The 21,002-nt window shown below is 38.3% G+C and carries 17 protein-coding genes; 2 read left to right on the forward strand and 15 right to left on the reverse strand.

The features are described from left to right. Positions 1-5: 5 nt before the first annotated feature. From AC6H0A_RS04290 to AC6H0A_RS04355, 14 genes are all read right to left on the reverse strand, one after another. The gene (locus tag AC6H0A_RS04290; RefSeq protein ID WP_005643573.1) at positions 6-770 is read right to left on the reverse strand and encodes a cell division protein FtsQ/DivIB; all 765 of its coding nucleotides are present in this window, start codon (positions 768-770) and stop codon (positions 6-8) included. Next, positions 770-1,690, reverse strand: a complete 921-nt coding sequence (locus AC6H0A_RS04295; RefSeq protein ID WP_005643570.1) for a D-alanine--D-alanine ligase — start codon at positions 1,688-1,690, stop codon at positions 770-772. The genes AC6H0A_RS04290 and AC6H0A_RS04295 overlap by 1 nt, the downstream gene beginning before the upstream one ends. An 85-nt stretch (positions 1,691-1,775) precedes the next feature. Then, complete coding sequence (gene murC, locus AC6H0A_RS04300; protein WP_005643568.1) at positions 1,776-3,203, reverse strand: UDP-N-acetylmuramate--L-alanine ligase; 1,428 nt, start codon at positions 3,201-3,203, stop codon at positions 1,776-1,778. Between the two features lie 96 nt (positions 3,204-3,299). After that, entirely contained in the window at positions 3,300-4,355 is a 1,056-nt protein-coding gene (gene murG / locus AC6H0A_RS04305) for an undecaprenyldiphospho-muramoylpentapeptide beta-N-acetylglucosaminyltransferase (RefSeq protein WP_179230817.1), read from the reverse strand. Between the two features lie 11 nt (positions 4,356-4,366). After that, positions 4,367-5,551: a putative lipid II flippase FtsW gene (gene ftsW / locus AC6H0A_RS04310; protein ID WP_005643563.1), complete on the reverse strand. Its 1,185-nt coding sequence runs from the start codon at positions 5,549-5,551 to the stop codon at positions 4,367-4,369. 22 nt (positions 5,552-5,573) lie between these two features. After that, the gene (gene murD / locus AC6H0A_RS04315; RefSeq protein WP_005643561.1) at positions 5,574-6,887 is read right to left on the reverse strand and encodes a UDP-N-acetylmuramoyl-L-alanine--D-glutamate ligase; all 1,314 of its coding nucleotides are present in this window, start codon (positions 6,885-6,887) and stop codon (positions 5,574-5,576) included. A 123-nt stretch (positions 6,888-7,010) separates the two neighbouring features. After that, positions 7,011-8,093 carry a phospho-N-acetylmuramoyl-pentapeptide-transferase gene (gene mraY, locus AC6H0A_RS04320; protein WP_005630348.1) on the reverse strand — a complete coding sequence of 361 codons (1,083 nt, stop codon included), beginning with the start codon at positions 8,091-8,093 and terminating at the stop codon, positions 7,011-7,013. Continuing rightward, on the reverse strand, positions 8,087-9,460 hold the full coding sequence (gene murF, locus AC6H0A_RS04325) for a UDP-N-acetylmuramoyl-tripeptide--D-alanyl-D-alanine ligase (RefSeq protein WP_005643559.1): 1,374 nt from the start codon (positions 9,458-9,460) through the stop codon (positions 8,087-8,089). The genes mraY and murF overlap by 7 nt, the downstream gene beginning before the upstream one ends. Positions 9,461-9,473: 13 nt before the next feature. Next, positions 9,474-10,940: a UDP-N-acetylmuramoyl-L-alanyl-D-glutamate--2,6-diaminopimelate ligase gene (murE, locus tag AC6H0A_RS04330; RefSeq protein ID WP_497512492.1), complete on the reverse strand. Its 1,467-nt coding sequence runs from the start codon at positions 10,938-10,940 to the stop codon at positions 9,474-9,476. Between the two features lie 9 nt (positions 10,941-10,949). Then, a complete protein-coding gene (locus AC6H0A_RS04335) occupies positions 10,950-12,782 on the reverse strand; it encodes a penicillin-binding transpeptidase domain-containing protein (RefSeq protein WP_179230818.1) in 1,833 nt (610 codons plus the stop codon). A 12-nt stretch (positions 12,783-12,794) separates the two neighbouring features. Further along, on the reverse strand, positions 12,795-13,118 hold the full coding sequence (ftsL, locus tag AC6H0A_RS04340; protein ID WP_005643553.1) for a cell division protein FtsL: 324 nt from the start codon (positions 13,116-13,118) through the stop codon (positions 12,795-12,797). Between the two features lie 2 nt (positions 13,119-13,120). Continuing rightward, on the reverse strand, positions 13,121-14,086 hold the full coding sequence (rsmH, locus tag AC6H0A_RS04345; RefSeq protein WP_497512495.1) for a 16S rRNA (cytosine(1402)-N(4))-methyltransferase RsmH: 966 nt from the start codon (positions 14,084-14,086) through the stop codon (positions 13,121-13,123). A 37-nt stretch (positions 14,087-14,123) separates the two neighbouring features. Continuing rightward, the gene (gene mraZ, locus AC6H0A_RS04350) at positions 14,124-14,579 is read right to left on the reverse strand and encodes a division/cell wall cluster transcriptional repressor MraZ (RefSeq protein WP_179230820.1); all 456 of its coding nucleotides are present in this window, start codon (positions 14,577-14,579) and stop codon (positions 14,124-14,126) included. A gap of 203 nt (positions 14,580-14,782) precedes the next feature. After that, entirely contained in the window at positions 14,783-16,369 is a 1,587-nt protein-coding gene (locus tag AC6H0A_RS04355; RefSeq protein WP_005643549.1) for a carbon starvation CstA family protein, read from the reverse strand. Positions 16,370-16,557: 188 nt separating this feature from the next. Between AC6H0A_RS04355 and AC6H0A_RS04360 the strand changes: the two genes are divergently transcribed. Further along, complete coding sequence (locus tag AC6H0A_RS04360; RefSeq protein WP_005643547.1) at positions 16,558-16,791, forward strand: zinc ribbon domain-containing protein; 234 nt, start codon at positions 16,558-16,560, stop codon at positions 16,789-16,791. 36 nt (positions 16,792-16,827) lie between these two features. Here the strand turns inward: AC6H0A_RS04360 and fdhD are convergent, their stop codons facing one another. After that, the gene (gene fdhD / locus AC6H0A_RS04365) at positions 16,828-17,640 is read right to left on the reverse strand and encodes a formate dehydrogenase accessory sulfurtransferase FdhD (protein WP_179230821.1); all 813 of its coding nucleotides are present in this window, start codon (positions 17,638-17,640) and stop codon (positions 16,828-16,830) included. 275 nt (positions 17,641-17,915) lie between these two features. Here fdhD and fdnG point away from each other — a divergent pair, with 275 nt between their 5' ends. Then, a complete protein-coding gene (gene fdnG / locus AC6H0A_RS04370) occupies positions 17,916-21,002 on the forward strand; it encodes a formate dehydrogenase-N subunit alpha (RefSeq protein WP_179230822.1) in 3,087 nt (1,028 codons plus the stop codon).

Here is a 21,002-nt window from a genome sequence, read left to right on the forward strand (position 1 = left end):
AGTTTTTATTTATCAGCCATACCCACAGCAGCGCCTGCCGCATATCGTAAATCTACATAATCTATTTTTTTATTTTCTGGAACATCAACTTGCGGATAAATCGTGACAAATCGTTCAAGCTTAGATTTCCATTCTCCACGACCTAACTTTAACACAATGTCATTATCAAGTGTTACTTGCCATGCACCGCGTTCATCAATATTCATGCCTTTTGCAATTAAATTTTTTGATTTAAAATCTGCATAAATCTGATTCCATGCTTCCAATACTTTTAAACTTTGATAATCAGGCCCACCTAAATAAGGCAAAGTATTTTCTTTTAAGCGTTCAATTGGAAGTTGGAATACAACGCCATCCTGAGTAACAAATTGATTCTGATTCCAAAATGCCACTGGTTGATATTCAGTAATCCAAATACTTAAACGATTTGGCCATATTTTTCGCACAATTGAGCTTTTAACCCAAGGTAAAGCTTCTATTTGAGCTTGAATTGGCTCGACATCTTGCCCCCAAAAGCCTTTAAGAGAACCCATTTTTAATAAGCTTTCCTTAATATCGGCATCCGTGGTAAAAATCTTTTGTCCAGCCAATGCAAAACCGCTAATAGGCTTATCATCCATTTTCTCTAGCAGAGTTTGCCAATTAAAATAAATACCAAGAGCAAAAAGTATACCAAGCAAAGCCAAGAAAGCCCGAATATGAAAATAATATTTAGGCTTTTGTTCACCAAAACGAATATTCTGTGGAGTTTTCCTTTTCAGAATGTTCATTACACACTTAGCTCCAAAATTTTCACAACAAGCTGTTCAAAAGAAATACCCACGCTTGCGGCAGATTTTGGGAATAAACTGTGGCTCGTCATTCCTGGATTCGTATTTACTTCAACTAAACGAAAATCACCTTTCTCATCGCACATAACATCAATACGGCTCCAACCACGACATCCCACTGCATCATAAGCGCGTTTCACTAATATAGCTAACTCTTGCTCGCGCTCAGACATTAAGCCTGCAGGGCAGAAATATTGAGTATTATCAGAAATATATTTCGCATTATAATCGTAGAACTCACCTTCAGGAACAATACGAATAGCCGGAAGCACTTGACTATCCAATACAGGCACAGTTAATTCATCGCCAGATAACCATTCTTCAATCAGAATCGTATTATCAAATTTAAGTGCATATTCCACCGCACTTTTTAGCTCATCCGCTGCTTTAACTTTAGTTAATCCAACACTAGAGCCTTCTAAAGAAGGTTTCACCATTAATGGTAAACCTAGTTTTTCCACTACAGCCTGAGCATCTAATTCAGAAAAGGTTTCTCGGGTTACTACTTCCATATCTGCTACAGGTAATCCAAATGCTTTCCACAACATTTTTGTACGCATTTTATCCATAGTTAATGCGGAAGCCATCACCCCACAACCAGTGTAAGGTAAACCAATTTGCTCTAATAAACCTTGCATTGTGCCATCTTCACCACCTCGGCCATGCAAAATATTAAACACTCGATTAAAGCCATCCTTTTTAAGATTAGCAACATTATATTCTTTAGGATCAATAGGATGAGCATCATAACCTTGATTTAATAAAGCCTCTAATACCGCTTTACCTGAATTGAGAGAAACTTCACGCTCAGCGGATGTTCCGCCTAATAACACTGCAATTTTTTCTTGTTTTAAATTCATTTTATCCTACTTATATATCTTATTCTGATGTCCTTAATTAATAGATAAGGCTATCTCAAATTTCTAAAATCTACTTATAAACGTCTTAATTTTTCCAAGATTGAGCTAAGCCACGAGAGATTTTACTTACGCTACCCGCACCTTGCGCCAAAATCAAATCGCCATCTTGAATAATTTGATCAAGAACGTCGCCTAATTGTGAGGTGTCAGAAACCAAGATTGGATCAATTTTTCCTAAATTTCTAATGGAACGACAAAGAGATTTACTATCAGCTCCAACAATCGGCGCTTCTCCTGCTGCGTACACATCAAGCATAATTAATGCATCCACTTGTGAAAGCACTTGTACAAAATCATCAAATAAATCACGGGTACGAGAATAACGATGCGGTTGGAAAATCATAACAATACGTTTATCTCCCCATCCTTCCCGTGCGGCTTTAATCGTTACGCCCACTTCTGTTGGGTGATGACCATAATCATCAACTAAACGCACTTTACCATTTGGACGAATAAACTCACCTAACTGATCAAAACGACGACCTGCACCTTGGAAATCAGCAAGTGCTTCTAAAATAGCCTCATTGCTAATACCTTCTTCTTTGGCTACAGCAAGTGCAGCCGTTGCATTTAACGCATTATGTTTTCCTGGCACATTTAACAGCACATTAATACGCTCATTATCTGGGCAAATCACTGTGTAATGACCTTGAAAACCTGTTTGTTCATAATCTTCAATGCGATAATCTGCATGTTCACTAAAACCATATGTAATCACTTGGCGACCAACTTTTGGCACAAGTTCCATTAATACAGGATCATCTGCACACATCACTGCTAAACCATAGAAGGGTAAATTGTGCAGGAACTTCACATAGGTGGCTTTCATTTTTTCGAAATCACCTTCGTAAGTATCCATATGATCTGGTTCCATATTGGTTACAACAGACACCATTGGCTGCAAATGTAAAAACGAGGCGTCACTTTCATCCGCTTCTGCAATTAAATAACGACTAGCACCTAAATGTGCATTTTTACCTGCAGATTTCACCAAACCACCATTAACAAATGTTGGATCGAGTTTTGCTTGGGTGTAAATCATGGAAATCATAGCAGTTGTCGTCGTCTTCCCATGTGTCCCTGCAACAGCAATACCATGACGAAAACGCATGATTTCAGCCAACATTTGTGCTCGTTGAATCACTGGAATGCGTTTTTGTTTCGCTGCAACTAATTCAGGGTTATCATCTTTTATTGCGCTAGATACGACAACAACACTGGCACCTTCAATATGTTCTTCTGCATGGCCAATATAGATTTTTGCTCCCGCTTGAGTTAAACGTTGCGTTACTAAGCCGTCAGCAATATCTGAGCCAGAGATTTGATAGCCTTCATTCAATAAAATCTCAGCAATACCACTCATTCCCGCGCCACCAATTCCAATAAAATGAATTTGTTGCACTCGACGCATTTCAGGGATAATTTTTCTAATTTCTTCGTGGGAATGTTTCATTTATTTTTCCTTTTTGACACATTGGCAAAATATTGGTGCCTATTCTAAAAGTGCGGTTAAAAATCGCAATATTTTTCTTATTCTTTGGAATATCAATTAGTTTGAATTTTCTATAATAACCTCAGCAACTCGCTGTGCAGAGAGAGGTGTCGACATTGCTTTTGCTTTCTCAGCCATTTGTAATAAATTTTCACGAGTAAAGTTTTTTAAATAATTCACCAGAATTTCAGGCGTTAAATCTGTCTGTTCTATAATTTTCGCCGCTCCAACATCCGATAAATATTTCGCATTCAAATATTGTTGACGATCTTTATGTTGGAAAGGTACAAAAATAGCTGCAGCGCCAACTGCCGCAATTTCACATACAGTTAATGCGCCAGAGCGACAAATTATCACATCAGCCCAAGCATAAGCCGCAGCCATATCATCAATAAATTCTGTTATTTTAACTTGTTCTGAATTCTCACTATAAAGTTGGGTAACTTCTTCTACCGCACCTTTACCTACTTGATGACGAACATCTAATTTATCTGCAAGCTGTGCTACTACTTTAGGTAAAGTATGATTAAGCACTCTCGCGCCTTGGCTACCACCGACCACTAAAACACGTAATTTTTCCTCACGTTCAGCAAAACGAAGCGTTGGATATGGCATCTTAAATAAATCTTCTCGAACTGGATTACCAACAACTTCCGCATTAGGGAAAGCAGTTGGAAATGCTTGCAATATGCGAGTAGCGATTTTAGCTAACCATTTATTCGTTAAACCAGCTATCGCATTTTGTTCATGCAAAATTATCGGTACACCACAAAGTTTTGCAGCAATACCACCTGGACCTGAAACATACCCCCCCATTCCAAGTACAGCGTCAGGCTTTTCTTCTTGAATAATTTTTTTTGCCTGTAACACGGCACGGAAAATCGCAAAAGGCGCGCTTAATAAAGCTTTTATACCTTTACCACGCAAACCCGAAATTTGGATAAATCTAATTGGGATTCCATGTTTTGGTACAAGGTGAGCCTCCATTCGATCTTTGGTACCTAACCAGCAAATATCCCATCCTTGTTTTTGTAAAAATTGGGCCACCGCTATCGCGGGAAAAACATGACCGCCAGTTCCACCAGCCATCACTAATAATTTTTTATTTTTCATCTTCTTTATCTCTAATCATCGCGTAGGCGTGCTTGACCTGCGCGAAGTAAACGGTTTTCGTGATCAATACGTAATAAAATGCCAATAGTCGCTGACATAATAATAATACTCGAACCACCATAACTCACGAGTGGAAAGGTTAAACCTTTAGTCGGTAACATTCCTAGAGCCATACCTAAATTAACAAAGCCTTGGAAGAAAATCCAAAAGCCAATGCCTAACGCTAAAAATCCTCTAAAACGTTGTTCTAACATTAAAGATTCTTTACCAATCTTCAGGGCGCGAAAAACAAGTAAACCGAGCAAAATAACGACAATTAAAATGCCTATAAAGCCAAACTCTTCACCAATAATCGCCATGATAAAGTCAGTATGCGCTTCAGGTAAATAATCTAGTTTTTGAATTGAATTACCTAACCCCTCACCCGTTATTTCTCCACGACCAAATGCCATAAGAGAGTTCGTTAATTGGAAGCCTGTGCCATAAGGGTCTTTAAATGGATCTAAAAAACCGGTAAAACGTTTTAAACGATAAGAAGCAGAGATGATTAACCAAGCGCCAAGAATTACACCTGTTGCACCAAGCAAAATAAATTGGAAAAAGTGAGCGCCAACGATAAATAGCATACCGAAAGTAATAACAAAAAGCACAACTGTACTTCCCATATCAGGCTGAACTAAGAGGAACATCCCCATCACGCCCATCACAATAAAGGGTTTTATCGCACTAAATTTTCTACCTCGAACCTCATCATAACGACGAGTAAAATAGCTTGCCAAGAAACAAGTCAGTGCCAGCTTCGCAAATTCAGCTGGTTGAAAATTCAAAATTCCCAATGAAATCCAACGTTTAGCACCATTTACTGATGTACCGATAAATAATACGGCTATCAATAAAGCCACGGCTGCCCAGAAAATATTTACATTCCATTTTTCCAACTTTTCAGTTGGAATATACAACATGGCATAACAAATCGCTAAAGAAAGAAATACATAAAAAGCATCTCGTTTTGCAAAGTAAAAAGGATCATTAAATAAACGAGAGCTATAAGGAATAGATGCAGATGTTACCGAAACTAAACCAATTAAAAGCAAAATAACAAATAACCAAAATAGCGCACGATCATACAACAAACCTTGCGGTGTGATACGTGTCCATTCATCGTAATTTTTTTTGATGTTTTGTAAAAATTCCATCTTATTTTTATTAATGACTAAATTAGGCTGAATATTGCGCTAAACGGGTAAATTCTTCACCGCGCTTTTCAAAAGAGGCAAACTGATCGAGACTTGCACAAGCTGGCGACAATAATACCATATCTCCGCTTTGCAATGTTGGGCGTAAAAATTCTATCGCTTGTTCCATTGTATCGAACAAATAACTTTGCGATGAAAGCTTAGCGAGTTGCGCACCATCTCGACCAAAACAATAACAAATAATATGTGGTTGATTAATTAAGTCAGCTAATTCTGAAAAATCAGCCCCTTTTCCATCACCGCCTAACAACAAATGTAATTTGCCTTCAACATAAAGGCCCGCTAATGCGGCAACTGTACTCCCTACATTTGTTGCTTTAGAGTCATTAATCCAACGAATGCCATTAGCTTGATGTGCTAATTGAAAACGATGATCTAACCCTTTGAAATGACGAAGTGCGGTACGAATTGAATCTAAATTAATACCGACAGCTTGTGCCAATGCCGTTGCCGCCAAAATATTCATATAATTATGGCGACCGACTAATGTTGCTTCTTCACAAGGCAAAATTACTTCATCTTTTGCCATTAAGTATTGCTTGCCGTTTTCCGTTTTTAGCCAATAATCTGCTGACTTTTCCGCAAAAGAAACGTTTTGTTTCGCTTGATTTTCACCTTCACTAAAAGTCAGCTTATCCTCATTATTTAAAACGCCGACCTCAGCATTATGATAAATTCGCAATTTTGCTTGACGATAATCTTCTAAATCCACATAGCGATCCATATGATCTTCAGTCACGTTCAAGACCGTTGCAGCTGCGGCTTTTAAGCTATAAGTTGTCTCAAGCTGAAAACTAGACAGCTCTAATACATAAAGTTCACAATCTTCATTCAACAATGACAAAGCGGGAATCCCAATATTGCCGCCCATTCCAACTTTTACGCCAGCAGCTTTCGCCATTTCATAAACTAAAGTAGTCACGGTACTTTTTCCATTTGAACCAGTAATCCCGACAATTGGCTTCGTCGCCGCTCGGCAGAATAATTCAATATCACCGATTACTTCTACGCCGGCTTTAAGTGCGGTTTGAATTTCAGGTGTTTTTACTGCAAGCCCAGGACTAATAACAATCATATCGCTTTCAAGTAACCATTCCTGATTTAAACTACCAGTATGAAGAGGGATATTTTGAGGAAGTTTATCAACACCAGTAGGATTTTTTCGGGTATCAATCACACGAATATTAGCCTGTTGGGATAAGAGATAATCCACGCAAGAAAGACCTGTTTTGCCAAGCCCGATGATAGTAATATTTTTGTTTTGATAGGCGTTCATTTTCTTTCTTCTTAATTGCTATAAATTTTAAAATTATATTATGGATGGAAATATAAATTTCCTTTACTAACGTAAAAAATGTCGCCCTTTCAAAAACTGAAAGAGCGAGCCAAGCTATATTTATTAACGCAACTTCAAGGTGACTAATCCCATCAACACTAACATTAAGGAAATAATCCAAAACCGAATAATCACTCTTGGCTCTGGCCATCCCTTCAATTCAAAATGGTGGTGAATCGGTGCCATTCTAAAAATGCGTTGTTTACGTAACTTATAAGAGCCCACTTGCAAAATAACAGAGAGCGCTTCAACAACAAATACCCCGCCCATTATCACAAGCAAAAATTCCTGACGAACTAGGATCGCCACTACACCTAGCGCTCCGCCTAATGCAAGGGAACCTACATCGCCCATAAAGACTTGTGCTGGATAAGTATTGAACCATAAGAATCCTAACCCTGCACCAACAATAGCTGTACAGAATACAACCACTTCAGAGCTATATTTAATGTATGGGATGTGCAAGTATTCTGCAAAATTCACGTTACCCGTCGCCCATGCAATTAACGCAAACGCGCCTGCGACAAGCGCTGTTGGCATAATCGCTAATCCATCTAAACCGTCTGTTAAATTCACTGCATTACCGGTGCCAACAATCACAAAGTAAGACAACACTATATAGAACAAACCTAATTGAGGCATAATATCTTTAAAGAATGGAATCACTAAACGGGTTGCATCAGTGTCGTGGCCAAGCCAATAAAGCCAAAGGATTGCCACTAATGCCACAACAGACATCCAAAAATATTTCCAACGCGCAATTAAACCGTCTGTATTTTTACGGGTAATTTTACGGAAATCATCCACAAAACCAATTGCACCATATCCAAATAATACAAATAAACAAACCCAAATATAAGGATTCGCGAGATTTGCCCATAATAACGTACTTACGCCAATAGAGAATAGAATCATCACACCGCCCATAGTAGGGGTGCCTTTTTTAGCAAAGTGACTTTCAGGGCCATCATTTCGCACTTCTTGACCAAATTTTAAAATCTGTAAACGTTTGATCACTTTAGGGCCAATCCAAAGTGAGATAAAAAGTGCGGTTAATAATGCAAGAATTGCACGGACGGTAATATAAGAAATCGCATTAAAGGCGGTTTCATAACGAACAAGATATTCAGCAAGCCAGACTAACATTTAATTTTATCCTTTAATGAATAGATCACATCTTCCATTTTCATTGAGCGCGAGCCTTTTCCTAGCACCACGACTTTATTATTTTGTTGTAATTGGGTTTCAATCAATAGCACAAGAAAATCAACCATTTCCACCTTATCAGTAAAATGCTTACCCGAAACAGCCTCAGAAATAACCGCACTTTCATTGCCATAAGAACAAATTAAATCTAAATTTGCCGAATTGGCATGTTCTCCTACTTCACGGTGAATAGCGAGAGAGTTTTCACCTAACTCTTTCATATCACCAACACACAAAATACGGAAAGCATCATAACTTTTTAGGACATCAATGGCAGCACAGAGAGAATCTTTATTCGCATTATAAGTATCATCTAACAGCAATAAGTTAGACGTTACTTGAATTGGGAATAAACGTCCTTTCACTTGTGAACGTTGTTCTAATCCAGCTTTTACATCTGTAAGAGTGGCACCAACATGCATTGCAAGTGCAGTCGCTGCCAAAGCATTTTTTACATTATGTTCCCCCAGATAAGGCAAGTTAATCTCAATTTCACCTTGTGGGGAAATAAGTGTAAAAGTGGAGCCTTGACCAGTATGATGAATATTTTTTGCAGAATAATCTTTACCGTTGAAATATTGAATCTCATGTTCACCGATTTCTTTTTGCCAAACATTTAAATGATTATGTTCTGCGTTAATAATCGCCACACCATTCGATGTTAAACCACAATAAATCTCACCTTTAGCTTGTGCAACGCCCTCTAAAGAACCAAAACCCTCTAAATGCGCGGGCGCAATATTATTAATCAATGCGGCATCAGGTTGAGCTAATTTTGTGGTGTAATCAATTTCACCTTGATGATTGGCACCAAGTTCAATCACAGCGAAACGATGTTTTTCTGTTAAGCGAAGAAGGGTTAAGGGCACACCAATATCGTTATTAAAATTTCCATTGGTAAAAAGTACCGCTTCCGAATCACCAGCAGTATGTTGCAAAATACTCGCCGTCATTTCTTTTACCGTGGTTTTACCAGAAGACCCTGTCATCGCGACAGTACGCGGATTAATTTTCTCACGTAACCATTTTGCAAGTTCACCCAAAGCAATACGGGTATCTTTAACCACAAGTTGTGGAACAGAAATGGAAGAATTTTCTTGCTGAACAACAACGGCTACCGCACCTTGTGCTACCGCTTGCTCAAGATATTGGTGAGCATCAAACTTTTCACCTTTCAACGCAAAAAATAAACTATTTGATACGCTTTTTCGGGTATCTGTATTAATTTCTTCAACTTGCACATTTTTATCGCCAATTAATTTAGCTTGAAGAATCTGTGCTAATTGTTCAGTAGAGAGTTTAATCATAATTTAATTGTTATTATTTTAAAAAATCATGGGCAATTTCTTGGTCTGAAAAATGCACGATTTCAGTGCCAATAATTTGATAATTTTCATGGCCTTTGCCAGCAATTAAAATCACATCATTTTCAACCGCACTTTCAATCGCAAACTGAATCGCCTGTTCTCGATCAGGAATAATGCCTACTTTATCCATATTTTTAAAGCCAGCGACAATATCTGATTCAATTTGGCTTTGTAATTCTGTTCGAGGATTATCTTTTGTCACTATAACCTTTTCAGCAAACTGCTCTGCGACTTGTGCCATTAATGGGCGTTTGCCTCTATCGCGGTCTCCACCACAGCCAAAAATACACCATAGCTCACCTTGGCAATGTTCACGCGCTGCCATCAAGGCTTTTTCTAATGCATCAGGTGTATGCGCATAATCTACAATAACTGTTGGTTTATTTGGATATTGAATCATTTCCATTCTTCCACATACTCCTTTCAAAGATTTCGCCGTAGCGAGTAAATTTTCCAATGGGTAACCAAATGATAATAACGTGGTCATCACTAATAACAAATTGCTTACATTGAAAGCACCGATTAATGGACTATGCAATACGCCATTACCCCAGCTAGATTCAAAAGTAATATCTGCGCCTTTAGCATGAAAGTGGATATTTATTGCCTTCATCCATTGATGTGAGTTTGATTGGAAGTCAGTGCTCGTACTTACCGCAATAGCATCAGGTAATTCACTTAACCATTGGCTTCCAATCTCATCATCAGCATTAATCACTTTAATTTGCGTATCTAATTCGGTGAATAAGCGTTTTTTAGCGGAAGCGTAATTTTCCATAGTCTGGTGATAATCTAGATGATCACGCGTTAAATTCGTAAAAATCCCTGCTTTAAAACTCAGCACCTCTACGCGATGTTGTGCCAAACCATGCGATGAAACTTCAATAGAGGCAAAATCTGCCCCTGCTTGCTTAAAACTAAAAAGTGATGATTGAATTTCCACAGCTGAGCCAGTTGTATTTTTAGCTTCGACAACTTGACCTAAAAGACCATTACCAATGGTTCCCATGACAGCAGCACGATGACCTAATAATTCCGCCCATTGTGCTAATAATTGAGAAATAGTAGTTTTGCCATTTGTCCCTGTTACGCCAACAAGCGTTAATTTTTTAGAAGGCGAATCATAGAAAATATCCGCCAAATACGAAAGATGACGTGCAAGTTGATAATATTTAACGATTGGCACATTCCCGATAAACGCCACAGTTAAATGCTCGCCAGATAATTCTGTCTCAGAAACCACCGCACTTGCACCAGAATGAATAGCCGAATCAATAAATTGATTTCCATCGACTTGATGACCTTTTATCGCCACAAAAAGATCTCCAGCTTTAACTTTACGGCTATCCAACACCATATTATGGAGTTCTATATCATTCTTTAATTCAGGCAAATTAAAAAGTGCGGTGAGTTTTTTCATAATTTTTCCTTAATTCACTTTTTGATTCTTGTGATCACCAACATATACGATACGTTTTGCGCTTTTCGTTGCTGTTTTTTCAACAGGTTCAGCATCTTGTGGAATAGCATTTGCACGCAAAGCATAGCCCATAATGCTAGAGAATACAGGCGCAGAAACTGCACCACCATAATATTCACCGGCTTTTGGATCATTAATCAAAATCACTAATGCATAACGAGGGTCACTAATCGGTGCAATCCCCGCAGTAAATGCCACATATTTATTTACATAATGTCCATTTTCAATCTTACGTGCCGTACCCGTTTTCACGCCAACACGGTAGCCTTCCACCATTGCGCGTTTATTTTTGATTGCTACTTTCTCTAAAATCCCTACGATATCTTTAGTTATTTTTTCAGAGAAAACGCGTTTTCCAATGACTGGCGGATCAACTTTAGTGATAGAAAGCGGGCGATACACCCCAAAACTACCAAGGGTTGCGTAGGCTCTAGCAATTTGTAAAGGTGTCGCAGTAATACCATAACCATAAGCAACTGTTGCACGTTCAATATCTGCCCAGCGTTTACGGTTTGCGTTCAAAATCCCAACTTGTTCACCAATCAAGCCTAAATCTGTTGGTTTACTTAAACCTGCATTTTGATAAGTTTCCATCAATGCACTAGGTGGCATACGCAATGCAAGGCGACTCACACCACGGTTACTAGAATTAATTAAAATCTCATCTAAAGTTTGTTGTGCGCGAGGTGCAACGTCCACAATTTCTTTGCCACTCACTGTGAATGATCCCGTGTTGATGATTTCATCACGGCGCACTACTCCACGTTGAAGTGCGGTTAAAACTACGAAAGGTTTTACAGTAGAACCTGGCTCAAACGTATCGGTGATTGCACGGTTACGCATTAACTCAGATTTCACACCGACACGGTTGTTTGGATTGTAAGATGGTGCAGTAGCCATAGCCAACACTTCACCAGTTCGAACATCAACTAATACCGCAGTACCGGACTCAGCATTATTATCAGATACCGCCTTTTTAATCTCACGATATACCATGGATTGTAATTTTTCATCGATACTCAAGGTGACATCTTGCGCATCATATTTTTTCTCATCCGCAATATGTTCAACAATATTTCCGCGTTTATCTTTGCGAACGGTACGTGACCCATCTTTACCCACAAGCATGGAATTAAAGCTTTTCTCAATGCCTTCAATACCGTTTCCATCTATATCGGTATAACCCACCACATGCGCAGCTTCTTCTACGCGAGGATAAAAACGGCGATGCTCAGTTTCTAAATTAATACCTTTAATCTTAAGTTTACGAATATAATCTGCTTTGTTAGATTCTACTTGACGGGCCAAATACAAATAACCAGATTTGGAATTCTTCTCGATTTTTTTCACCAAATCATTTTCACTCATACCCAATTCTTGGGCTAAAGCAGTAATCCGTTCTTTATCCGCAAGTGCATTTTCTTTTAACATGGTTTTCGGATCTGCAACCACTGCATTCATCGGCACGCTCACAGATAAAAGCTGACCATTACGATCTAAAATTGAACCACGCACAGATAACACTTCGTCTTTACGCAAAGAACGTTTATCAGCCTCTCCAGATAAAGTACTTGAATCAACAGACTGTACATAAGCCGCACGAGCGACTAAAGCACATAAACTGGCCAAAATAAAAAAAGCAGAAACCCAATAACGAACACGCATAAAACATTTCTCAAACACAATTTTCGGTTTGTTATGTTTTACAGCTTCAGGTGCGGTCAATTTTCTAATTGTTTTTTTTGCTTTACCTGATTTACGAGAAGAATTGAACTTAACCATCTTTTCTACCTATTATTCTCTAATTTCAACTTCTTGTTCTGGGGATAATGTTTTCATTTTTAAGGTGCCAACAGCAATAGATTCTACTCGAGTACTGTCTCCTTCTGTTGCTTCTTGTACTTGCAAATTTCGATATTCACTTTCCAGTGCTTGGCGCTGTAAAACCAATTGACCATTTTCAGAAATTAATCGGCGAGTCTGATGAGTTACCCAAATCACGCTCATTGATGAAATCAAAATCGCAACCAATAACAACACAATTAATTTATTTGAAGAAAATAGATCTTCGACCAAAATCTGCTGTAACGGATAACGAGGTTTATTATTTTCAGACATCACTAAATTCTCTCTGCTACACGCAATACCGCACTTCTTGAACGAGGATTTGCTTGAATTTCTGCATCACTTGGTTGAATTGCTTTACCAATAGTTTTTAATTTTTGATTACGTTGAATTTGATCTTCTCGCAATGGCAAACCTTTAGGAATATCCTCACCTTTACTTTGTTTTTTCATAAAATGCTTTACCATTCTATCTTCTAATGAATGGAAACTAATAATTGATAAACGCCCTTCTCGCGCTAACATGTCTAAAGCAGAATTGAGTACACTTTCCAATTCATCTAATTCTGCATTGATGAAAATACGAATAGCTTGGAAACTGCGAGTCGCAGGGTGTTTATGTTTATCTTTGAAAGGTACCGCTTGTGAAATAAGCTCAGCTAATTGACTAGTACGCGATAAAAATTCGGTGCCATTTTTGGCCGCACTTTTATTGTAATCCACAATGGCCGTCGCAATACGTTTAGCGAAACGCTCTTCGCCAAAAGTTTTCAAAACCCAAGTTAAATCCTCAACCGATACTTGTTTTAACCATTCTTCTGCTGACAAACCTTGAGTCGTGTCCATACGCATATCAAGCGGGCCATCTTTCATAAAACTAAAACCACGCTCTGCTTCATCAAGCTGTGGGGATGACACGCCAAGATCAAGCAAAATACCATCAATTTTGCCAACCAAATTTAATTTTTCACAAATTTCAGGAATATGGGAAAAGCTGTTGTGTTCAATCTGAAAACGTGAGTCTTGAATTTTTTGAGCTTCAGCAATGGCTCTAGGATCGCGGTCAACGCCAATGAGACGACCATTTGGGGATAATTTAGAAAGGATTAAGCGAGAATGTCCACCACGGCCAAAAGTACCGTCAATATAAATTCCATTTTCCTTCAGTGCCAAGCCATTCACGGCCTCATGAAGTAAAACTGTGATATGTTCAGGTGAAGAAAAGGAATTTTCGGTATCCATAAATACAATATAAAAGTAAAAAACGGTGAATCATTTTCTATAATGAGAAATCTTTCAAAGCCTCAGACGCAAAGTCTGCACTTGAACCAAGTTCCATATCTTCTTCAATTTGGGCATGCCATTCTACAGCACTCCAAATTTCAAATTTATTAAGTTGTCCTACCAACATTAAACCTTTTTCTAATTTTGCATGTTGGCGTAATGGTCCACTAAGCAAAATACGACCCTGAGCATCCATCTCACACTCAGTAGCATGGCCAAGCATTACTCGTTGCAAACGGCGTTGGGTAGGATCAAAGTTAGAAAGTGCGAGAAGTTTTTGTTCGATTTTTTCCCATTCATCAAGGGGATAAAGTAAAAGACAGGGTTGGCGAATATCTACAGTACAAACCATTTGCCCTTGATTCTTTTCAAAAATTTCAGAGCGATAGCGGGTTGGAATCGCTACGCGTCCCTTAGAATCTAAATTAACCGCTGTTGCACCACGAAACATATTACGCCTTCAAAATTAAACTTATTTTGAGAAATTTTTCTAAAAATCTCCACAAAACACCACTTTTCTCCACATCTGCGTAAGTTTATAATTTGTTTGCTTAAGTTGCAAGCGATTATCCCTGAAATACCCCTATTTTTTATCAAAAAAAAACCGTTTGAGACGATATCTCAAACGGCTTTTTTTAAACCAAATTATCTTGATTAATTATTCACATACGCTTCTTCATCACGCTCACCTAATGGCTTAAGCATAGCGAAGAATAATACGATACAAACAATTGTTGTTGCAAAACCAAGATAAACTGAAAGTTGATAATCTAAACCGAAACCGATTTTGTTGTAGAACAAGTAAGTTGCACATACTGTTGTAATAAACCAAGCTGGAATAGACGCAACCCAGTGGAATTTATGGTAGCGATATAAGTATGCTGCTGCAGTCCATAACATTACCATTGCTGTCATTTGGTTTGCCCAAGTGAAATAACGCCATAATACGCTAAAGTCAATGGTTGAAACAAAATAGCCTAATACGAATAGTGGTACAGCAATTAGTAAACGTTTAGGTAATGAACGTTGGTCGATATGGAAAATTTCCGCTAATTGTAAACGAGCTGCACGGAATGCGGTATCCCCAGAAGTAATAGGTAAAACCACTACACCTAACACAGCAAAGATACCACCGATAAAACCTAAGAAGTGTAATGAACTATCATATACAACTTTAGATGGTGAACCCGCAGCAATTGCATCTTGTAATGCTTGTGGGTTTTCATAGAATGCAAGACCAACCATACACCAGATTAACGCAATTACACCTTCAGCAATCATTGCACCGTAAAAGATAAAACGACCTTCTTTTTCATTTTCAGCACAACGCGCCATTAAAGGAGTTTGAGTTGCATGGAAACCAGATAATGCACCACAAGAAATAGTTAAGAACAATAATGGCCAAATTGGAACATCACCCTTCACTTGGAAGTTTTGCGTGAATTTCTCTAAAGTTAAACCTTGACCATCTGCATTGATAGTACGGAAGAACTCAATAGGATCAACAGCACTAAAGTGTGCAGAAACTAAGCCATAGACCATACTCACAGACATAAATAGCAACAATGCGCCAAAGAGCGGATAGATTCGACCGATAATTTTGTCGATCGGTAATAAAGTCGCAAGAATATAGTAAGCAAAGATAATAATCGTCCAAACTGCAACAACAGTTGCTTTATCCATTCCCCATACTTTGATACCACCGGCTTCAACAGCATGATGAACTGCCTCAGCATCACCTAATTGTAACGTGCCTTGAGATGCGCCCAATAAGTCCATGGTAATCGTACCCATTAATTGAGCTGGGCTTGATACAAACACAACACCTACTAATAATAAAAGTACAAGTGCTAATGTGTTAATAAATACTTTTACAGGGCGACCTAAGAATTTACCAGCTAAATGAGGCATCGTTGCACCACCATGACGGATACTCAACATACCACAGAAATAGTCATGTACTGCACCGGCAAAAATACAACCGATTACAATCCAAAGCATTGCTACTGGTCCGTATAAAGCACCAAGAATTGGACCAAAAATAGGACCAGTTCCAGCAATGTTTAATAATTGAATTAACCAAATTTTGGTTTTTGACATTGGCATATAATCCACGCCATCATTTACCTGGTAAGCAGGGGTCTGACGTTGTGGATTAATCACAAAGATTTTTTCGATAATTTTTCCATAAACAAAGTAACCAAGAATCAAAATGGCTATACAAAAGAAAAACCATAACATAGAAAGGCTCCTCAAAAGATAAAAGAAAGTATTTAGTAGATGCCCTAAACAAGCCGCGGTATTCTATTTCAAATTGTTTAAAATCAAAAATTGAATTTAAGGATTTGTGACTTACATCACATTTGTAAAACTGAAGAATTCTATTAGAATACTAATAAATAAGTAATTTTATAATTATAGAGAAAAAGATGGCCTTAACTCGATGCCCTGAATGCAGAAAAAAGATTAGTGAAAATGCAGAAAACTGCCCTAATTGTGGTTTTTCTTTCAAACAAACGGATTTAGAAATTTATAAACAACAATTAGAAGCACGCAGATTACATAACGCTGAAATCAATCATAAAAGCACAAAACTTCACATAATTTGGTTTTGCATCTTTGCTATTTTTATCGCGCTAGCGAGTTGGATTACAAATAAATAGAAAAAATATCTCGTATGTATAGAGTTACTTCAGATATCAACCATTAATTCGTTCATCTCCACTATAGATATTCCCTTTACCTTCTCTTGCAAAACCAATCAAAGTCAAATGATGTGCTTCAGCCATTTTCACAGCAAGATCAGTTGCCCCAGAAATGGTCACTAACATTTCCACCCCACAAGAAATAGTTTTTTGAACCATTTCATAACTTGCACGACTCGAAGCAACAATAATTCCATTAGGTTTGCCTGATTTTGCATGCCAGCCAAGTAATTTATCAAGCGCAACATGACGACCCACATCTTCAAAAATAGTAAGCATCTTACCTTCTAAATCAAAAAAACCACAAGCATGAGTCGAACCTGTTTGCTGACCTAGTTGTTGATTTTTATGAAGATCTGACAAACAGTCATCTAGTAAATTCAAATCAAACTTAAAAGTGCGGTCTAATTTTGGAAAGTTTTTATATACCTGATTAAGCTGCTCCGTGCCACAAATACCACACCCCGTACGTCCTGTAAGATTACGACGATGCTCTTTTAATGCCATAAATTTTCGGCTAGACAGTTCAATTTGCACTTCAATACCATTGCAAACTTCCACAACATCGATACCGTAAATATCCGAAGGTTTTTCAATAATGCCTTCCGTGAGAGAAAACCCCAGAGCAAACACCTCTAAATCTTTCGGTGAACACATCATAACCGCATGAGAAATACCGTTATAAACTAATGAAACTGGCATTTCGACAGCTAGAAAATCTTCTTTTGATTGTAAAAGTGCGGTTGAATTTTCTATACTTTTATTTCTTTTAAAAAAGTTAATCGTTTGTTTAATCAGCCAATCCATTCTTCACATACCCATTACTAAAATGTAAAAAAAATGTTAATATTTTTATAAATTTATGATCTAGATCATAATATTTATGCGTTATAATGCCATTTGATTATAGATTTATCGTTAAAAAATCGTTATTCTAGGCGCCCATAGATTGGTCTATTTTTGAACCAATTTGCGATGTTGAGTAACGTTATTTTAACGAAATCAACCAAATTATCTAGTTACACTAGACGAATTTATTACTATCTAAACATCTCAACAACTTGTTGTTGAAAGGAGTGATTATGCAGATCTCAAGAAGAAAATTCTTTAAGGTCTGTGCAGGTGGTATGGCGGGAACATCAGCTGCGATGTTGGGTTTTGCTCCAGCAAGTGCGTTAGCTGCGCCGCGTGAATATAAATTATTACGCGCATTTGAATCTCGTAACACTTGTACATATTGTGCCGTAAGCTGCGGTATGTTGTTATACAGTACAGGCAAACCTTACGATACGTTAAGCAGCCACACTGGCACCAATACTCGTTCAAAATTATTCCATCTCGAGGGCGATCCAGATCATCCGGTTAGCCGTGGTGCACTCTGTCCTAAAGGTGCTGGCGCCCTTGATTATGTAAATAGTGAAAGCCGTTCTTTATACCCTCAATATCGCGCACCAGGTTCTGATAAATGGGAGCGAATTTCTTGGCATGATGCTATTAAGCGTATTGCCCGTTTAATGAAAGATGACCGTGATGCTAACTTTGTTGAAAAAGACGCAAGTGGCAAAACTGTGAACCGTTGGGCAACTACAGGTATTATGACTGCATCTGCTATGAGTAATGAAGCTGCACTTCTTACTCATAAATGGGTGAGAATGTTAGGCATAGTGCCGATGTGTAACCAAGCGAATACTTGACACGGACCAACGGTAGCAAGTCTTGCTCCATCATTTGGTCGCGGTGCCATGACAAATAACTGGGTTGATATCAAAAACGCAAACCTTATCATTGTTCAAGGTGGTAACCCTGCTGAAGCCCACCCTGTTGGCTTCCGTTGGGCAATTGAAGCGAAGAAAAACGGTGCGAAAATCATCGTGATCGACCCTCGCTTTAACCGTACTGCATCTGTTGCTGATCTTCACGCCCCAATTCGTTCTGGTTCTGATATAGCATTTTTAATGGGTGTCATCCGTTACCTATTGGAAACAAACCAAATTCAACACGAATACGTTAAACACTATACTAATGCCTCATTCTTAATTGATGAAGGTTTCAAATTTGAGGACGGTTTATTTGTAGGTTACAACGAAGAAAAACGTAACTACGATAAATCTAAATGGAACTATCAGTTTGATGAGAACGGACAGGCTAAACGTGATATGACATTACAACACCCTCGTTGTGTCATTAATATCTTAAAAGAGCATGTTTCTCGTTATACCCCAGAAATGGTTGAACGCATTACAGGTGTAAAACAAAAAGTCTTCTTACAAATCTGTGAAGAAATTGGTAAAACCTCTGTACCAAATAAAACGATGACGCATCTATATGCGTTAGGCTTTACCGAGCATTCAATCGGTACACAAAATATTCGTTCTATGGCGATGATCCAATTACTTTTAGGTAATATGGGGATGCCTGGTGGTGGCATTAACGCATTACGTGGACACTCCAATGTACAAGGTACAACAGATATGGGCTTATTGCCAATGTCTTTACCGGGTTACATGCGTTTACCAAACGATAAAGATACCTCTTACGAGCAATACATTAACACGATTACACCAAAGGATATCGTTCCAAACCAAGTGAACTATTATCGTCATACTTCAAAATTCTTTGTTAGTATGATGAAAACCTTCTATGGTGATAAAGCAACCAAAGAAAACGGTTGGGGTTTCGATTTCTTACCAAAAGCAGATCGCTTATATGACCCGATTACTCATGTTAAATTGATGAATGAAGGCAAATTACACGGTTGGATTTTACAAGGCTTTAACGTATTAAACTCATTACCAAACAAAAACAAAACTGTTGCAGGAATGAGTAAGTTAAAATTCTTAATCGTGATGGATCCGCTTCAAACTGAATCTTCCGAATTCTGGAAAAACTTTGGTGAGTCAAACAATGTAAATTCTTCAGAAATTCAAACTGAAGTCTTCCGCTTACCAACAACCTGTTTTGCTGAAGAAGATGGTTCGATTGTAAACTCAGGGCGTTGGGCTCAATGGCACTGGAAAGGTTGCGATCAACCAGGTGAAGCATTACCAGATGTTGAAATTCTTTCTATGATTCGTGAAGAAATGCATCATCTTTACCAAAAAGAAGGTGGTCGTGGTATTGAATCATTTGAAGCAATGACTTGGAATTATGCTCAACCACACTCACCAAGTGCGGTAGAATTAGCCAAAGAATTAAATGGTTATGCGCTAGAAGATCTTTATGATCCAAACGGCAACTTGATGTACAAGAAAGGTCAATTACTCAATGGATTTGCACATTTACGTGATGATGGGACAACAACATCAGGTAACTGGTTATATGTTGGTCAATGGACTGAAAAAGGCAATCAAACCGCAAATCATGATAACTCAGATCCATCAGGTTTAGGCTGCACCATTGGTTGGGGCTTTGCATGGCCTGCAAACCGCCGCATACTTTATAGCCGTGCATCATTAGATATCAATGGTAATCCTTGGGATAAAAACCGCCAATTAATCAAATGGAATGGTAAAAACTGGAACTGGCATGATGTAGCAGACTATGGTACACAACCACCAGGTTCTGATACCGGACCATTTATTATGTCTGCTGAAGGTGTAGGTCGTTTATTTGCAGTTGATAAAATTGCAAATGGTCCAATGCCTGAACACTATGAGCCAGTTGAAAGCCCAATAGATACTAACCCATTACACGCTGCAGTGGTAAGTGATCCTACAGTACGTATTTATCCTGAAGATAAAGAATTTATCGGTTCAAATAAAGAGTTCCCATTCGTGGCAACAACTTACCGATTAACAGAACACTTCCATAGTTGGACTGCGCAATCTGCATTAAATATCATCGCACAACCACAACAATTTGTGGAAATCGGTGAAAAATTAGCGGCAGAAAAAGGCATCCAAAAAGGCGATATGGTAAAAATTACTTCTCGTCGTGGCTATATTAAAGCTGTTGCCGTGGTTACGAAACGTCTTAAAGATCTCGAAATTGATGGACGTACCGTACACCATGTAGGTCTTCCAATTCACTGGAATATGAAGGCCTTAAATGGAAAAGGTAATCGTGGATTCTCTACTAATACCTTAACACCATCTTGGGGTGAGGCAAACACGCAAACACCAGAATACAAAACATTCTTGGTAAATATTGAAAAAGTTGGGGTGGCATAA

This window comes from Haemophilus sp. THUN1692, assembly GCF_059704395.1.

What these genes read in the sequence shown, in the direction of transcription:
- murF (WP_005643559.1), bottom strand. Translation starts at nt 9,460, where the DNA reads ATGATTAAACTCTCTACTGAACAATTAGCACAGATTCTTCAAGCTAAA.
- fdhD (WP_179230821.1), bottom strand. Translation starts at nt 17,640, where the DNA reads ATGGATTGGCTGATTAAACAAACGATTAACTTTTTTAAAAGAAATAAA.
- murC (WP_005643568.1), bottom strand. Translation starts at nt 3,203, where the DNA reads ATGAAACATTCCCACGAAGAAATTAGAAAAATTATCCCTGAAATGCGT.
- AC6H0A_RS04335 (WP_179230818.1), bottom strand. Translation starts at nt 12,782, where the DNA reads ATGGTTAAGTTCAATTCTTCTCGTAAATCAGGTAAAGCAAAAAAAACA.
- murG (WP_179230817.1), bottom strand. Translation starts at nt 4,355, where the DNA reads ATGAAAAATAAAAAATTATTAGTGATGGCTGGTGGAACTGGCGGTCAT.
- murD (WP_005643561.1), bottom strand. Translation starts at nt 6,887, where the DNA reads ATGAACGCCTATCAAAACAAAAATATTACTATCATCGGGCTTGGCAAA.
- AC6H0A_RS04295 (WP_005643570.1), bottom strand. Translation starts at nt 1,690, where the DNA reads ATGAATTTAAAACAAGAAAAAATTGCAGTGTTATTAGGCGGAACATCC.
- AC6H0A_RS04290 (WP_005643573.1), bottom strand. Translation starts at nt 770, where the DNA reads ATGAACATTCTGAAAAGGAAAACTCCACAGAATATTCGTTTTGGTGAA.
- AC6H0A_RS04360 (WP_005643547.1), top strand. Translation starts at nt 16,558, where the DNA reads ATGGCCTTAACTCGATGCCCTGAATGCAGAAAAAAGATTAGTGAAAAT.
- mraZ (WP_179230820.1), bottom strand. Translation starts at nt 14,579, where the DNA reads ATGTTTCGTGGTGCAACAGCGGTTAATTTAGATTCTAAGGGACGCGTA.
- AC6H0A_RS04355 (WP_005643549.1), bottom strand. Translation starts at nt 16,369, where the DNA reads ATGTTATGGTTTTTCTTTTGTATAGCCATTTTGATTCTTGGTTACTTT.
- mraY (WP_005630348.1), bottom strand. Translation starts at nt 8,093, where the DNA reads ATGTTAGTCTGGCTTGCTGAATATCTTGTTCGTTATGAAACCGCCTTT.
- ftsL (WP_005643553.1), bottom strand. Translation starts at nt 13,118, where the DNA reads ATGTCTGAAAATAATAAACCTCGTTATCCGTTACAGCAGATTTTGGTC.
- murE (WP_497512492.1), bottom strand. Translation starts at nt 10,940, where the DNA reads ATGAAAAAACTCACCGCACTTTTTAATTTGCCTGAATTAAAGAATGAT.
- ftsW (WP_005643563.1), bottom strand. Translation starts at nt 5,551, where the DNA reads ATGGAATTTTTACAAAACATCAAAAAAAATTACGATGAATGGACACGT.
- rsmH (WP_497512495.1), bottom strand. Translation starts at nt 14,086, where the DNA reads ATGGATACCGAAAATTCCTTTTCTTCACCTGAACATATCACAGTTTTA.